A 13,827-nucleotide genomic window follows, 5' to 3' on the forward strand; every position below is an offset into this window, starting at 1 on the left:
CGCGCTGGATCACGCCGGTGATCGCGCAACCGGCCCTGACGGTGAATGGCGAGCGCGAGTTCGGCCTCGGCGACATCAACCCGAGCTTCTTCTTCTCGCCGAAGCAGCCGACACACGGCATCATCTGGGGCATCGGCCCGACCTTCGTGTTCCCCACCGGCACCGACAAGACCCTGACCGCCGGCAAGTACTCGGCGGGCCCGGCCTTCGTCGCCCTGGCGATCGAAGGGCCCTGGGTCGTTGGCGTCCTCGTCAACAATGTCTGGTCCTTCGCGGGCAAGAGCAATCGCAGCGCGGTCAACGCGATGACGCTGCAGCCCTTCGTGAATTACAATTTCCACGGCGGCTGGTACCTGACCTCGTCCCCATCATCACCGCCAACTGGGAAACCGGCCATGGCGACCGCTGGACGGTGCCGATCGGAGGCGGTTTCGGGCGCGTGTTCAAGATGGGCCATCAGCCCGTCAACGCGCAGCTCGCAGCCTATTACAACGTCGCAAAGCCCAGCGGCGCCGCCGACTGGCAGCTCCGAGCCCAGCTCCAGTTCCTGTTCCCGAAATAGCGCGAGAAAACGCACCCCGTCGGACTTCGGCGCACGCAGCACAGCCGGCACAAGCCCTCTGCATGCACCGGAATGACCGAGGTTTCCGGCCGCATTTTGCGCGTGGAGCGTCCTTCTCTCGCAGCGAGGCGAGCACGATCTGGTTCGGTCCCGCGACGAAGGGGGTGATCACCACCGCGTCGAGTGAGGTGGCGGCGTCACGGGACCGATACGCGGAAGCAGAGCTTTGGGGCCGAGGCCAGGAGCAGATCCCCCCGCAGAGCCCCCTATCCGCGACGGACGTCAAAAACTGAACTCAGGCGCCAACCCAACGGCTGGCTCCGCAGCTACGGCCGGTGTCCGCCCCGATCCTTACGGCATGCCCTTGTTGTCGCCCCCCAAAGCCGGATCAGACGCGGAAGTCGTTGCTCGCCAGCCGGCAATCAGCTTCAGCCAAGGCGCGGTGTGGAAGGCGCTCATCAGCACGTACATCGGCATCATTGCGTTCAACGGGGACGCGCCCTCAGCGGACGCGCAGAGGATGTCCGACTGACCGCCGCCATTCACGCTGGTGAGCAGCGCCATGACCGCGAAGGTCGGCGCTGCCGCGAGGGACAGCCAGTCGGCTGCGCCGAGAGCCGCCTCACCGCCGCTGTCCTGACGGTTCGCCATGACCTCGCTCACCCCTGTCCGTATTCGTCGTGGCGGCGCCACCAGGGGCCACCGGCCTCGTTGCGCCCCTTGGGCGCGCGGTCGAGCCAGGGATACATGCCCCAGATGCCATCCACCCCGCGCGCATAGGTGGAATAGGTGTGGTAGACGACACCATTGTCGCGCACGAAGGCGCTCATGCCCGGCCTGTCGCGCGTATATGTCGGCACATCGGTTCCGGACATGGCCGCGAAGTCGGCGACGGGCCCCGTGACCGGCAGTGCGTCCATTACGAAACCGCTGCGCCGATAGTTGTAGTCTATCGCCCCCGCGCGCTGCACGTCCTCGGTGAACGAGACGTTGAAGTCATAATTAAAGTCGCCGCCAGCCGAGGATGCCCAGGGAAACGTCCAGCCCATCCGGTGCTTGTAGTCCTGCAACTTGGCGAGCGGCGCCCGCGACACCGCTGTGAGCCTGACGTCATGGTTTGCCAGGTGCAGGTGGATGCCGTTGAACCCATCCGCGATCGCGGAGCAGGACGGACAGCCCGCCTTGTAGTCGGGCCCGAACATGAAGTGATAGACGAGGAGCTGCGAACGTCCTCCGAACAGGTCGGCCAGCGCGACGCCGCCCTCATCGGTCTCGAAGCGGTACTCCTCGTCGACCTGCACCCAGGGCAGTTCCTGGCGCCGCCGCGCCAGATCGTCACTGCGCCGTGTCAGCTCCTTTTCGTCCTCGAGCAGCCTCAGCCGCGCGGCCAGCCACTCTTCACGCGTTCCCGTGATGTGTATCGTCATTGTCGTCGCTCCTGTCGCCGGGTGACCTTCGCCACTCGCCCGTTTGCGAAGCGGCGGGTGGTCGGCGGTGATGAGATTGATAGGGACAGGGTATCGAGGGGTGGGAGTGACAAGTGTGGCGGGATTCCGATGGACTCTCTGATCACCGCGGCGGCGCGCGCACTGGCCGCGGGAGATCCCCTCGGCGCCTTGAACCGGGTCGCCCTGCGCGACGATGCACCCGCGCTCGCACTGCGAGGCATCGCGATGGCACAGCTCGGCGATCTCGTTCGGGCGAAGGGTCTCCTGCGGCGTGCGGCACGTTCCTTCGGCCCGAAGGAGGCCGTGGCGCGGGCACGGTGCATTGTCGCCGAGGCCGAGATCGCGCTTGCCTCGCGCGACCTCGGCTGGCCTGCGAAAACGCTCGACGCGGCGCGCGCCACGCTCGAGGAGCACGGTGACCGGCTGAACGGCGCCCATGCGCGGCATCTCGAGATCCGCCGGCTCCTGCTGATCGGGCGGCTCGACGACGCCGAGCGCAAGCTTGCCGAACTCGACCCAACGCCCCTTCCCGCCGCATCGCGGACCGTCCACGAACTGGTGGCCGCGGGAATCGCGATGCGGCGCCTCCGGACGAAGGCGGCGCGCGCTGCACTTGCGCAAGCCGAGCAAGCTGCGCGCCGTGCCGGCATCCCGGCACTGACAGCAGAGGTCGAAAGTGCAGCCCTCCTGCTCCGCACGACTGCGGCGCGATTGATCGCGCGTGGGGAGGAGCGGCCGCTCCTGCTCGAGGACGTCGAGGCGCTGCAAGCGTCAGATGCCCTCGTGGTGGATGCCTGCCGGCATGTGGTGCACGACCCGCATAGGGTCGTCTCGCTCGCCACGCGCCCGATCTTGTTCGCACTGGCACGGACGCTGGCCGAGGCGTGGCCGAGGGATGTGTCGCGCGACATGCTCGTCGCGCGGGCCTTCGGAGCGAAGCAGGCCGACGAATCGCACCGCGCCCGGTTGCGGGTCGAAATCGGGCGACTGCGCAGATTGCTGCAAGGTCTGGCCGGGCTGACCGCGACAAAACAAGGCTTTTCGCTAGCGCCGCACCACGCTGGCGACGTCGCCGTGCTGGCCCGGCCCGTCGAGGAGCGGCACGCAGGCGTGCTGGCCTTCGTTGCCGACGGCGAGGCGTGGTCGAGTTCGGCGCTCGCGCTTGCGCTTGGTGCGAGCCAGCGAACCGTGCAGCGGGCACTGGATGCGCTTGCGGCAACCGGAAAGGTGCAATCCTTCGGTCACGGACGGGCGCGTCGCTGGATCACCCCGCCGATGCCAGGTTTCACGACAACCTTGTTACTCCCCGCTCCGCTGCCAAGCGACTAGGATGAGGCATGGAAAAATCAGAAGCCGAAATTCTCCGTGAATATGGTCCCTTTCCGGGTGTCGACCAGGTGCACGGGGTAACCTTCGATGGCCAGCACGTCTGGTTCGCGTCCGGCGACAAGCTGAACGCGCTCGACCCTGCCAGCGGGCAGACAATTCGCTCGATCGGGGTCGCAGCACATGCTGGAACGGCCTTCGACGGCCAACACCTGTTTCAGCTCGCCGAGAACCGCATCCAGAAGATCGATCCGAAGACCGGCCATGTCCTTGCGACGATCCCTGCTCCCGGCGGAGGCGGCGACTCGGGGCTCGCCTGGGCCGAAGGAACGCTCTGGGTGGGACAGTATCGGGAACGCAAAATCCATCAGATCGATCCCGAGACAGGGACGATTCTTCGCACCATCGACTCCAACCGCTTCGTCACCGGAGTCACCTGGAGCGACCAGGAACTCTGGCACGGCACCTGGGAGGGTGACGAGAGCGACTTGAGACGGGTCGACCCTCGGACGGGAGAAGTCCTGGAGACGCTCGATCTGCCGCCCGGCATGGGCGTATCGGGGCTCGAGGCCGATGGCGGCGATCAGTTTTTCTGCGGAGGCGGAAACAGTGGTACGGTGAGAGCCGTCCGCCGGCCGAGGCGCGTGGCATAAGCACTGGACTCCTGCCCGACGCGCCCCTGCAGCGTAGCTCAGTTCGTCAGGACGGTGAACTCAGTCTCGATCGACGAGGCGTGGCGTTGATGATCGAAGCCATAGATATGGATCGAGATCGCGTCCGTGCTTCCGAGGTTCTGCATGCGATGGATATTGGGACCTGAGGGCAGCATGCAGCCCACGAAGCCGGGCATGCGCGCGTGCTCGTGGGTGGGGACGGCACGGCTTTCGTCAACCGCGCGATACCAGGTTTCGGTGACCGTTCCGCTGACCACCCCGAAGCAGCAGGAGCAATGGTGATCGTGGATCGATGTGCTTGCGCCGGGGCTCCAGACCATCGCCCAGACGCTGACCCCATCGTCGCCCACGAGAAGGTTCCGAGCGTAACTTCCGGGCTTGCGCTCCAAGGGCAAGCGCAGAATGGCCTCTGGATTTGCGACGATCTCTTCGAGCACCGCGCGGGCCGCCTTGAGGTAATCCCGGGAGAGCGTGCCGCTGTCCGTCCGCAAGACCTGCAGCACGTCCGCGCGCCTGCCCTCGCTCAGAAACCCCTGCATGACGCGAACTCCCCTCTGCATCGCTTCCAGCAAAGATAGCTCAGGCGACGGGAAACGCGTTTGCGTTCTCCGGCGAAAATGCCTCATTTCTAGAATGTAATACCAATCTGGCATCGGTTCTTGAAAATTGCTACCCATTCTATGATTAAACGCGCAACCGGATCGCGCCATCGTAGGAGAGACCATGGCCAAGTTGGATGAGTTCGATCTCAGAATTCTCTCCTGCCTGCAGAGGGACGCCAGCATGCCGCTGGCCGAGCTTGCCGCAGAGGTTGGCCTCTCGGCCACTCCATGCTGGCGCCGTGTGCAGAAACTGGAAGGCAGCGGGCTCATTCGAAAGCGGGTCGCGCTGCTCGACCGCACAAGGCTGGGAGCCGGCGTTACCGTCTTCATCGCGGTCAAGACGAGCCGCCACTCGATGGAATGGCTCGAGCGCTTCCATGCCGCCGTCGCCGATCTGCCCGAGATCGTCGATTTCTACCGGATGAGCGGCGAAATCGATTATCTGCTCAAGGCCTTCGTGCCCGATATCGCGGCCTATGACGCCCTCTACAAGAAGCTGATTTCACGCGTCGACCTCAACGACGTGACCTCCATGTTTGCAATGGAGGAGCTGAAGTCGACCACCGCGATCCCGCTGGGCTTCGCCAAAGACGGCTCCTGAGTCCGGGGCAGGTGCCGGGGGCTGCCCCGCTTGGAGCTGTCTACCGATCGCGCAATGCTCGCCTCGCTGCTCGCGGACTTCCGGCAATTTCGGAGAGTTCGTACCCGAATCAGGCTCGGCGATCTCAATGCCCGTGGCCGCACTGACCGTGATCGGCCAGGGCCTCGATGATCGCGCAGTCGCAAGCCTTGACGCCACCCGAGCAGGTCACGGCGATGCGGGCGAGTTCGGTCTCCAGCGAGCGCAGCTTCGCAATCTTGTCGCGAACCTCGTCGAGATGGCTGACCGCGATGGCATGGGCTTCATCGCAGGCCATCGCCGGATTGTCGGAGAGGCGGAGCAAGGTCCGGATGCCCTCGACCGGGAACCCGAGATCGCGGGCGTGCTTGATGAAGGCGAGCCGCTCGACATGGCGGCGTCCATAGCGGCGCTGATTGCCTTCCGAGCGTTCAGGTGGCGGCAGCAACCCGACCTGCTCATAATAGCGAATGGTCTCGACCTTGACCCCGGTGCGATCGGAAAGACCGCCGATCGGAACCACCCGTTCGAGTTTTTTTGCCTCCAGCATGATTTCCCTCTTGAACCTCTAGTCACTCCAGATTGTACATGGGGTGTCTCACAAGCCCGTCAAGCGGAGACACGTCATGTCCAGCACTGCCCAAACCAAGCCACAGCTCCTGAGCTGGAAGGTCGGCGGGATGGACTGCGCAAGCTGCGCGGCGACCATTCGCGGCGCGGTGGAGCGCCTGCCCGGCGTCAGCGACGTCAAGCTTTCCGTCATGGCCGAGACGCTGTCGCTGGCCCTCGACGAGAGCCGCACCAAGCCGGCGGCAATTGAAAAGCGCGTGGCCAGTCTTGGCTACACCACGACCTCGATCCGGGCAAAAACAGAGCCTGTGCCTGAGGCCACAGCACCCGGAGGATGCGGCCACGACCATGGCTCCGATGCCCATGACCATCACAGCCATGCTGCTGCATCCAAGCCAGTGCACGTTCACGGCCCCGGGTGCTCCCATGATGATCATGAGCACCACAGCCATGCCGCCCCCAAGCCGGCGCATGTTCACGGCCCTGGCTGCTCCCATGACGATCATGACCACCATGATCATGGTCACGGCCACGCGCATGCCCGCTCTGATGCTGGCGAGGCGAAAGCTGCGGCCCGAACGGCCGACCAGGGACACGGGCTGCCCGGCCATGTCCACGAAGCGACGCCGAAGGGGGTCTCCTGGTATCAGACCAACAAGGGTAGGCTCGTTCTCGGCACCGGCGCCTTGCTCGGCGGCGCCTGGACCGCAGGCCTGATCTGGCCGGCTGCGGCCCATTGGGCCTTCATCCTGGCCTGCGTGATCGGCGTTACCCCGGTGGCACGGCGCGCTTTCGCCGCCGCCCGCGCCGGCATGCCCTTCACCATCGAAATGCTGATGACGATCGCTGCCGCCGGCGCGCTTTTCATCGGCGCCGCGGAGGAAGCGGCCCTCGTCGTCTTCCTCTTCGCCGTCGGCGAGGTACTCGAAGGCGTCGCGGCCGATCGGGCGCGTGCCTCGATCCGCGCGCTTGGGGACCTCGTGCCCAAGACCGCCCTCGTCGAGGAGAACGGCGCAACCCGCCAGGTCGACGCGGCCAAGCTTGCGATCGGACAGACCGTTCTCGTCCGTCCGGGTGATCGCATCCCTGCCGATGGCGACATCACCGACGGAATCTCCGGGATCGACGAGAGCCCGGTCACCGGCGAATCCGTGCCGAAGACGAAGGGCGTTGGCGAGCCGGTCTTTGCGGGCTCGGTCAACCGCGAAGCCGCACTGCGTGTGCGGGTGACCAAGGCAGCGCAGGACAACACCATCGCCCGCATCATCCGGCTGGTCGAAGAGGCGCAGGAAGCGCGCGCACCGACCGAGCGCTTCATCGACCGGTTCTCGCGGATCTACATGCCGGCGATCGTCGGTCTTGCGCTCGCCGTCGCGCTCGTCCCGCCGCTGTTCTTCGGGGGCGAATGGGCGGTCTGGATCTATCGGGCCCTGGCGCTGCTGCTGATCGGCTGCCCCTGCGCACTCGTCATCTCGGTCCCAGCCGCGATCGCCGCCGCGCTCTCCTCCGGTGCCCGACAGGGCCTGCTGATGAAGGGCGGTGTCGTCATCGAGACCGCCGCGAAGACCGGGATCGTCGCCTTCGACAAGACCGGCACGCTGACCGAGGGACGCCCGCGCGTCACCGAGGTCATCAGCCTCGGCAAGCCCGAAGTCGATGTGATCTCGCTAGCCGCCGCGGTCGAGACCGGTTCGAGTCATCCGCTGGCGGAGGCGGTCCTGGCACGTGCGAAGCAGGATGGCATCGCCGTCCGCCCGGCCTCCGAGGCAGCCGCCATCCCCGGCCAGGGTGTCACCGGCACGCTCGATGGCATCTCGATCTTCGTCGGCGCCCCGCGTCATGCGACCAGGCGCGCCGAATTCGACGCCAAGGCGAGCGCTGCGGTCGAGCAGCTCGAATCGGCCGGCAAGACAGTGGCGGCCGTGATCGCAAACGGCGCCCTCGCCGGCCTGATCGCGCTGCGCGACGAGCCGAGAGCCGATGCCGCGACAGCGGTCGCAGAGCTGAAGGATCTAGGCGTCCGCTCCATCATGCTGACCGGCGACAATGCCCGCACCGGCGCAGCCATCGCCCGCGCACTCGGGCTGGATCACAAGGCCGAGCTGATGCCCGACGACAAGGTCACGGCGATCAAGGCGCTCGGCGCCGACGCGCCTGTGATGATGGTTGGCGACGGCATCAACGATGCGCCGGCGCTTGCGGCGGCATCGGTCGGCGTCGCCATGGGGTCCGGCACCGATGTCGCGCTGGAGACCGCCGATGGCGCGGTGCTGAAGAGCCGTGTGCGCGACATCGCTGCGATGATCCGGCTGGCGCGGGCCACGATGGGCAATATCCGCACCAATATCACGATTGCTCTCGGGCTGAAGGCGGTCTTCCTCGTCACCAGCGTGCTCGGCTATACCGGGCTCTGGGTCGCGATCCTGGCCGATACCGGTGCCACCGTGATCGTCACCGCCAATGCGCTGCGCCTTCTGCGTTTCGACGCGGGCAAGGCCGGCTGATCAAGGGAACGGAAGCCTGCCCATGAGCCCGATGGAGATCGCGAGCTATCTGATGGTCGTGGTCTACGTCATCAGCTTCCTCGCGATGTCGGCCATCCTGGCGAAGGAGGCCGGGCGGCCGATCTGGCTGTTCAGCAAGGGCTCGGAGCCGCAGGGCCTGCCGGCCCTGCTCTTCCGGGTCGCCTTCATCGGCGGCGTGCTCTGGCCCCTCGGCCTGGCGATCTTCGGCAATCCGATCAGGATCGATCCCCTGGCAACCTCGCTCGACGGTCCCTGGTTCGACGTGTTGGGCCACCTCCTCGTTGTCGTCGGCGCCTGCATCGCCATCATCTCGCAGCGCTTCATGGGCGCCTCCTGGCGCATCGGCGCGGCGGAAGGCGAGCTTGGACCCATCGTCGATGGCGGCCCTTTCGCGATCTCGCGCAATCCGGTCTTCGTCGGTCAGGCCGTCCTGTTCACCGGGCTCTTCATCGTGCTGCCCAATCTGATCCAGATCGCTCTGACGCTGGCGCTCTTCGCGGCGATCGCCCTCCAGGTCAGGATCGAGGAGCGCGTGCTCGCAGCCTCGCTCGGCGAACCCTATCGCGATTATCAGCGCCGCGTCAGGCGCTGGATCGGCACCAGGCGCCCGCGCACCGCCCCGGCGCGATAAGCTTTCGTTCACCATCCCAGCGCTTCCGCCGCTGCACGCATGGCGGGCAACGTTGCCGTAATCTTCACCCGCAATTTGCGCGGTGTTCGACTGATCCGATCCACGGATTCGGGAGCAAGGAGACGCGGCGAGGCCCCCGGCTGCCGCGAGGAGTTATCGATGCATCGTTCAATCCCGATCATGAGCCTCTGCCTGCTGGCAGTGCTTGCGGTCCCAGCGGCTGCGGCCGATCGCCCGGTGCCGCGCGCCCAGCAGTGGCCGACCCATACCCAGCCGCTTCGCTACAACTGGAACGGCGTCTATGCCGGTATTCACGCCGGTGGCGCATTCGACCGGTTCACAGGAGTGACCAGGAAGAGCCGCAACGAGACGCTGCTTGGCGGCCAGATCGGCTACAACGTCCAGACCGGCGGCATGGTCTATGGCCTCGAGGGCGACGTTTCGATGAACGGCTTCGGCAAGGGTTCGTCGCGCAACGCGGTCGGCACCAGCGCCGACACGCGCTATGTCGGAACCGTCAAGGCCCGGGCGGGCGTCGCCTTCGACCGCGTCCTCGTCTATGGCACCGGCGGTCTTGCCTATGGCAACATCAAGGCGACGAATAACGGCCTCTCGAAGACGAAGAGCAAGGTCGGCTATGTCCTCGGCGGCGGCGTCGAGTACGGCATCACCGAGAACCTGTCGGCGAAGGTCGAGTACAACTACGTCTCGCTCGGCAAGCAGAACTTCCAGTTCGGTTCGGCCCGCACCAAGGTCGGTGTCAACGAGCATCTGGTCAAGGCCGGTGTGAACTACCGGTTCTGACCCGCTAGAATATCCGGGGCCCGGTCGCTCCGGGCCCGAATAACCTACGGCCCAGAGGGCCGTTCATGAGCATGGATGGGACGTGATGCGTTTGAAGAGCTGCCCCGAGCTTTTCTGCGGCGCGTTCCAGCCATGGCCTACGGCAGGAACGACATGCGCGCTCTGATTGTCGAAGACGAACCGGAGCTGATGTCGTTCCTGTCGTCCCTCCTGCTCGGTGCAGGTTTTATTGTCGACCGCACCAGCAGTGTCGAAGCGGCGCTGGCCGCCCTCAAAACGGCGCCGTTCGACATCGCCGTCGTCGACCGGCGTCTGCCGGACGGCGACGGCTTGTCCATCGTCAAGGCGATGAAGGCGACAGAACCCCGCCCGGCCTTCCTGATCCTGACCGCGCGAGATGCGAAATCCGATGTGATCGACGGGCTCAACGGCGGCGCGGATGATTATCTGGTCAAGCCCTTCGAACCGGGAGAGCTGATCGCCCGCATCAGGGTCATTGCGCGGCGCCGCTATCCCGGCCGCTCGCTGGTGATCACGGCAGGCAATCTCTCGATCGACATCGAGGGTCGCAATGCCTCGGTCTCGGCCGTTCCCCTCGACCTGCGGCGGCGCGAGGCGCTGATCCTGGAAGCGCTGGTCCAGCGCGCCGGGCGTGTCGTCACCCGCAACGTCCTGATCGAAGCGGTCTATGGCTTCGATGACCTGATCGAGTCCAACACGCTCGAAGCCCAGATCTCGCGGCTGCGCCGCAAGCTCAAGGAAGCTGCCGCGAATGTCGAGATCTCGTCGCTGCGCGGCATCGGATACATCCTGAGGAAGTCCGAACAGCCCGTGTGAGGCCAGGTTCGCTCCCAGCCATCAATCGACCCAGATCATCAGACCGGATATCGCGTCCGGCCTGATGATCGGGCCTTCTGCGTTTGCATCGGCTTTCCCGAAAACGGCAATCCAAGTTTCGGACCGGTGCTTGGCCGGTCATTCACCTTCAGAGAACAGCAGGCGGACTGTCGTGCCGCCGCCGCGCGTCGCGAGAACGGTCAAAGTCCCGCGATGCGCGGTCATGATGTCGCGCACGATGGTGAGGCCGAGCCCTGCTCCGGTCGAGCGCGGCGACATGCGATTGAACGCCTCCGTCACTTCCGAGCGCTGGGTTGCCGCGATGCCGATCCCGTCATCCGCCACCTCCAGCACGACGCCATCGATGACCCGCACAATGATGCTGGATTTCGCCTGGGCATGACGAAGCGCGTTGTCGATCAGATTGGCCACAGCAGCGCGAACCGTGGCTTCGTTGGCCATGATGGTTCGCGCGTCGTCGCCCTCCTCCTCGAGCGCCACGTCGATCGCGTTCTGCAGGATCAGCGGCGCGAGATCCACGAGCACGTCACGGGCCACGCTGTTGAGCTGAACCGGCTCGAACGGCAGATCGGTGCTGTGCAGCCGGGCGAGTTGCAGCATCGACGAGACGATTGTGGTCAGCCGGTTCACATCGGTCGCCAGCGCAGTGCGCACGACGTCATCGGAAACAGTGTCGATCTTGGTCCGCATGACGGCGAGCGGCGTGCGCAATTCGTGGGCGACATTGTTCATGAAGCGCCGTTGCACATCCATGTTGCTGGCGATCTGGTCGAGCGCGGAGTTCAACGCCGTCGTCAGCGGCATCAGCTCGACCGGCGTTTCCTGTGTCGGCAGCAGGCCGCGCGGCGCCCTGGGATCGATGCTGGCCGCGGCTTCGGCCGCACGCCGCAGCCGCGCGGTGATATAGGAGACCGACATGGCGATCGCCGAGGCGATGATGACCCCGAAGATGAAAGAGATGACCAGCGCCGGAATGGCGATGGCCCGCAGGAAATAGGCCAGAATCAGGTCCCATCCCGGTCGCCCACCGCCCGTCGCGACGATGACGCGGCTGCCGTCCATCTCGATGATGTCGAAGGCGAGGCCGTTGTCGCCGTCGCCGCCGACCCGCATCTGTGCAGCAATCGTCGGTCCATCGAGCCTGACATCGATCGGAAGGCTCGGCCGCAATTCTGGGGCATACTCGACAACGGACCGTCCGTCGGAAACCAGATACCAGAGCCTGGGGCTGGCGCTCTCGATCTTGACCAAGGTCGGCGTCTTCTCCACCCGCAACCCGTCAGCCGCGGTCTGACGCACGCCTTGCCGAATGATCTCGGAGGTCACATCGTTGCGTAGCGCCCCAGGATCCTCGGTAATGAAAGTGAAGGCCAGCACGGCAGCGATGACCGCTGCAAAGAGGGCGAGGCCGAGAAGCGTCAGCCGGATCGTCAAGGCACGCGAGAGCGAGGTCACCGGCAGCCCCCGGAGCGAAGATTTGCCGCGCATGCATTGGGCCGCTCCCAATTGCGCTGGGGCGTCAGGCGCTTCACTGTTGTGGTGCTCGTCGAGCTATGAATCGTCACGGAGCCTCTGTGCGGTTATGGCTTGCGAATCCGGGGACCGCGCCCGCAGTCCATGTCCATGGACCGCATTCCCATCTTCGTTCAACCCTCCCTCGAGTCTGCTTGTCTTATGAGTGCGCACAGAGCCAGATCGGGAGAGCTGCGCTTGCGCTTCGCCTTGGCCGCCATGCTCGCGCTGCTGGTCTGCCTGATGCAGGTCGCCCGGGCTGAGGAGACCATCAGGCCGGGTCAACTGCCGACAGCTCCGGGGCGCGACATTCTGGGCCTCGTCGAACGGGCCTTCGATACCGCGTCCAAGACGGTCAGCATCCCCGTGGAGCGCTCCCTTTCGCTCTTCGGAGAGCCGAACGCCTATATTGTCGGCGGAGAGGTCAGTGGCTCCTTCGTCCTTGGCGGCCGACACGGTGTCGGTGAGCTTCGCTTCGCCGACGGCATGCCCTCCCCGGTGACATGGTCGGCCCTCTCCGTCGGGATCGGGCTCGGCGCCGATTACGGGCGGGTCATCATGCTGGTCTATGGCCTTGACCGACATGAAGACGTATTCGGGGTCTATGCCAGCCTCGGCGGCGGCGCGCATTTCGTGGCCGGCGCCAATGCGATGGTCCTCGCCTCCGACCGGGCCCGGATCGTGCTGATCTCGTCTGGCCTCGGCCTGCGATTGTCGGGGGAACTCAGCCGCATCCGCATCGAGCCTGCGAATGATCGCGGCGTCCTGCGCCCTCCTGCGAACATCTGCGCCAACCCGGCCGATTGCCCACCACCGGGCCGACGCTAGAGCATGCTGCGAAAAAGTGGCAACGGTTTTTCGCATGAAGCATGCTCTAAACTATTACAATCGATCACGTTTTCTGCGTTTGGACGATTTCGTCCAAACGCAGCGTGATCTAAGAGGAAGACGAGCACGGCCGGACCGAACGCCTCGCGCGCGTCAGGCGCGGTGTCCGAGATGTTGATGCGCCATGGCATGCAACTCGTCGAGCCGGGCGGTGATCTCCAAGGCTGTCAGGTTGATCTCGCGCTCATCGGCGCATTCCCGGACATAGAGCGGCTCGGACCAGACCACGCACCCGCGTCCGAACGGCAAGGCGATGCTGGCCTTGTCCCAATTGTCGAGATCGACGCGTGCCGTCGTCACTGCGGCGAAGAGATAGATCGGCCGGCCCGACGCCCGCGCCAGCTGAACGGCCCCCTTGCCGGCAACCCGCGAAACCTTTGGCACATCAGCCGTCAGCAGCACGCTGGTGTTCCCGCGCAGCGCGTCGCGCATCTCGATGAAGGCCGGAACGCCGCGCTTGGCCTGGATCTTCCGCCGGCTCTGCGTGCCCGAGCCTCGAATGACGCGGTAGCCGGCGCGCTCCATCGCCGAGGCGACCACAGAGCCGTCGAAATGAAGCGAGGCCAGCACGGCTGTTTTCGGCGCTCCGTCCAGGGCGACGAGGCTCAACATCTGCTGGCCATGCCAGGTCATCGCGATGAACGGTTCGCGGCTCCGCTCCCAGGGCCGCGCGCCAGGGATCACCGGCTTGAAGCGCGTGGTTTGCGCCACGAGGTTCAGATACGCATGCAACGCGCGCCCCGCGAGGCCCGCTGATCGGTCTTCCCTGAGATGCATCGCCCCAATCTCCACGGTGAATCACCTGGAG

General features: G+C 65.5%; 14 protein-coding genes and 1 pseudogene. 9 read left to right on the forward strand and 6 right to left on the reverse strand.

Going from position 1 to position 13,827, the window contains the following annotated elements; genetic code table 11:
• Window positions 1-638 (forward strand): annotated as a pseudogene (locus AB4099_RS23145) (hypothetical protein); the annotation flags it as partial.
• A 275-nt stretch (window positions 639-913) separates the two neighbouring features.
• Here AB4099_RS23145 and AB4099_RS23150 read toward each other — a convergent pair.
• Window positions 914-1,213, reverse strand: coding sequence for a hypothetical protein (locus tag AB4099_RS23150; protein WP_113515028.1), 300 nt, complete (start codon window positions 1,211-1,213; stop codon window positions 914-916).
• Window positions 1,214-1,221: 8 nt separating this feature from the next.
• Window positions 1,222-1,989: a DUF899 domain-containing protein gene (locus tag AB4099_RS23155; protein WP_441479775.1), complete on the reverse strand. Its 768-nt coding sequence runs from the start codon at window positions 1,987-1,989 to the stop codon at window positions 1,222-1,224.
• A 129-nt stretch (window positions 1,990-2,118) separates the two neighbouring features.
• On the opposite strand from AB4099_RS23155, the gene AB4099_RS23160 reads away from it, so the two are divergent.
• Window positions 2,119-3,339: a helix-turn-helix domain-containing protein gene (locus AB4099_RS23160; RefSeq protein ID WP_113515024.1), complete on the forward strand. Its 1,221-nt coding sequence runs from the start codon at window positions 2,119-2,121 to the stop codon at window positions 3,337-3,339.
• A gap of 8 nt (window positions 3,340-3,347) precedes the next feature.
• Complete coding sequence (locus tag AB4099_RS23165; protein ID WP_441479776.1) at window positions 3,348-3,989, forward strand: Vgb family protein; 642 nt, start codon at window positions 3,348-3,350, stop codon at window positions 3,987-3,989.
• Between the two features lie 38 nt (window positions 3,990-4,027).
• Here AB4099_RS23165 and AB4099_RS23170 read toward each other — a convergent pair whose 3' ends face one another.
• Window positions 4,028-4,549, reverse strand: coding sequence for a cysteine dioxygenase (locus AB4099_RS23170; RefSeq protein WP_441479777.1), 522 nt, complete (start codon window positions 4,547-4,549; stop codon window positions 4,028-4,030).
• 193 nt (window positions 4,550-4,742) lie between these two features.
• Between AB4099_RS23170 and AB4099_RS23175 the strand changes: the two genes are divergently transcribed.
• The gene (locus tag AB4099_RS23175; protein ID WP_441479934.1) at window positions 4,743-5,213 is read left to right on the forward strand and encodes an Lrp/AsnC family transcriptional regulator; all 471 of its coding nucleotides are present in this window, start codon (window positions 4,743-4,745) and stop codon (window positions 5,211-5,213) included.
• A 124-nt stretch (window positions 5,214-5,337) separates the two neighbouring features.
• Here the strand turns inward: AB4099_RS23175 and AB4099_RS23180 are convergent, their stop codons facing one another.
• The gene (locus tag AB4099_RS23180) at window positions 5,338-5,754 is read right to left on the reverse strand and encodes a MerR family transcriptional regulator (RefSeq protein WP_162768144.1); all 417 of its coding nucleotides are present in this window, start codon (window positions 5,752-5,754) and stop codon (window positions 5,338-5,340) included.
• A gap of 103 nt (window positions 5,755-5,857) precedes the next feature.
• Between AB4099_RS23180 and AB4099_RS23185 the strand changes: the two genes are divergently transcribed.
• From AB4099_RS23185 to AB4099_RS23200, 4 genes are all read left to right on the forward strand, one after another.
• Window positions 5,858-8,305, forward strand: a complete 2,448-nt coding sequence (locus tag AB4099_RS23185; protein ID WP_441479778.1) for a heavy metal translocating P-type ATPase — start codon at window positions 5,858-5,860, stop codon at window positions 8,303-8,305.
• A 22-nt stretch (window positions 8,306-8,327) separates the two neighbouring features.
• Complete coding sequence (locus AB4099_RS23190; RefSeq protein WP_441479779.1) at window positions 8,328-8,957, forward strand: methyltransferase family protein; 630 nt, start codon at window positions 8,328-8,330, stop codon at window positions 8,955-8,957.
• A 159-nt stretch (window positions 8,958-9,116) separates the two neighbouring features.
• Window positions 9,117-9,761, forward strand: a complete 645-nt coding sequence (locus AB4099_RS23195) for an outer membrane protein (RefSeq protein ID WP_162768129.1) — start codon at window positions 9,117-9,119, stop codon at window positions 9,759-9,761.
• A 153-nt stretch (window positions 9,762-9,914) separates the two neighbouring features.
• The gene (locus tag AB4099_RS23200) at window positions 9,915-10,598 is read left to right on the forward strand and encodes a response regulator transcription factor (protein ID WP_113515360.1); all 684 of its coding nucleotides are present in this window, start codon (window positions 9,915-9,917) and stop codon (window positions 10,596-10,598) included.
• Window positions 10,599-10,736: 138 nt separating this feature from the next.
• Here AB4099_RS23200 and AB4099_RS23205 read toward each other — a convergent pair whose 3' ends face one another.
• Window positions 10,737-12,107, reverse strand: coding sequence for a sensor histidine kinase (locus AB4099_RS23205; protein WP_113515010.1), 1,371 nt, complete (start codon window positions 12,105-12,107; stop codon window positions 10,737-10,739).
• Between the two features lie 222 nt (window positions 12,108-12,329).
• Here AB4099_RS23205 and AB4099_RS23210 point away from each other — a divergent pair, with 222 nt between their 5' ends.
• The gene (locus tag AB4099_RS23210) at window positions 12,330-12,959 is read left to right on the forward strand and encodes an EipA family protein (protein WP_441479780.1); all 630 of its coding nucleotides are present in this window, start codon (window positions 12,330-12,332) and stop codon (window positions 12,957-12,959) included.
• 153 nt (window positions 12,960-13,112) lie between these two features.
• Here the strand turns inward: AB4099_RS23210 and AB4099_RS23215 are convergent, their stop codons facing one another.
• Window positions 13,113-13,751 (reverse strand): lysophospholipid acyltransferase family protein, encoded by a 639-nt coding sequence (locus tag AB4099_RS23215; RefSeq protein ID WP_441479781.1) that lies wholly within the window; start codon window positions 13,749-13,751, stop codon window positions 13,113-13,115.
• Window positions 13,752-13,827: the final 76 nt, after the last annotated feature.

It is taken from the genome of Allobosea sp. 2KB_26, from assembly GCF_052115715.1.
Classification (GTDB): domain Bacteria; phylum Pseudomonadota; class Alphaproteobacteria; order Rhizobiales; family Beijerinckiaceae; genus Allobosea.

What these genes read in the sequence shown, in the direction of transcription:
- AB4099_RS23205 (WP_113515010.1), bottom strand. Translation starts at nt 12,107, where the DNA reads ATGCGCGGCAAATCTTCGCTCCGGGGGCTGCCGGTGACCTCGCTCTCG.
- AB4099_RS23160 (WP_113515024.1), top strand. Translation starts at nt 2,119, where the DNA reads ATGGACTCTCTGATCACCGCGGCGGCGCGCGCACTGGCCGCGGGAGAT.
- AB4099_RS23195 (WP_162768129.1), top strand. Translation starts at nt 9,117, where the DNA reads ATGCATCGTTCAATCCCGATCATGAGCCTCTGCCTGCTGGCAGTGCTT.
- AB4099_RS23190 (WP_441479779.1), top strand. Translation starts at nt 8,328, where the DNA reads ATGAGCCCGATGGAGATCGCGAGCTATCTGATGGTCGTGGTCTACGTC.
- AB4099_RS23170 (WP_441479777.1), bottom strand. Translation starts at nt 4,549, where the DNA reads ATGCAGGGGTTTCTGAGCGAGGGCAGGCGCGCGGACGTGCTGCAGGTC.
- AB4099_RS23200 (WP_113515360.1), top strand. Translation starts at nt 9,915, where the DNA reads ATGCGCGCTCTGATTGTCGAAGACGAACCGGAGCTGATGTCGTTCCTG.
- AB4099_RS23165 (WP_441479776.1), top strand. Translation starts at nt 3,348, where the DNA reads ATGGAAAAATCAGAAGCCGAAATTCTCCGTGAATATGGTCCCTTTCCG.
- AB4099_RS23155 (WP_441479775.1), bottom strand. Translation starts at nt 1,989, where the DNA reads ATGACGATACACATCACGGGAACGCGTGAAGAGTGGCTGGCCGCGCGG.
- AB4099_RS23185 (WP_441479778.1), top strand. Translation starts at nt 5,858, where the DNA reads ATGTCCAGCACTGCCCAAACCAAGCCACAGCTCCTGAGCTGGAAGGTC.
- AB4099_RS23150 (WP_113515028.1), bottom strand. Translation starts at nt 1,213, where the DNA reads ATGGCGAACCGTCAGGACAGCGGCGGTGAGGCGGCTCTCGGCGCAGCC.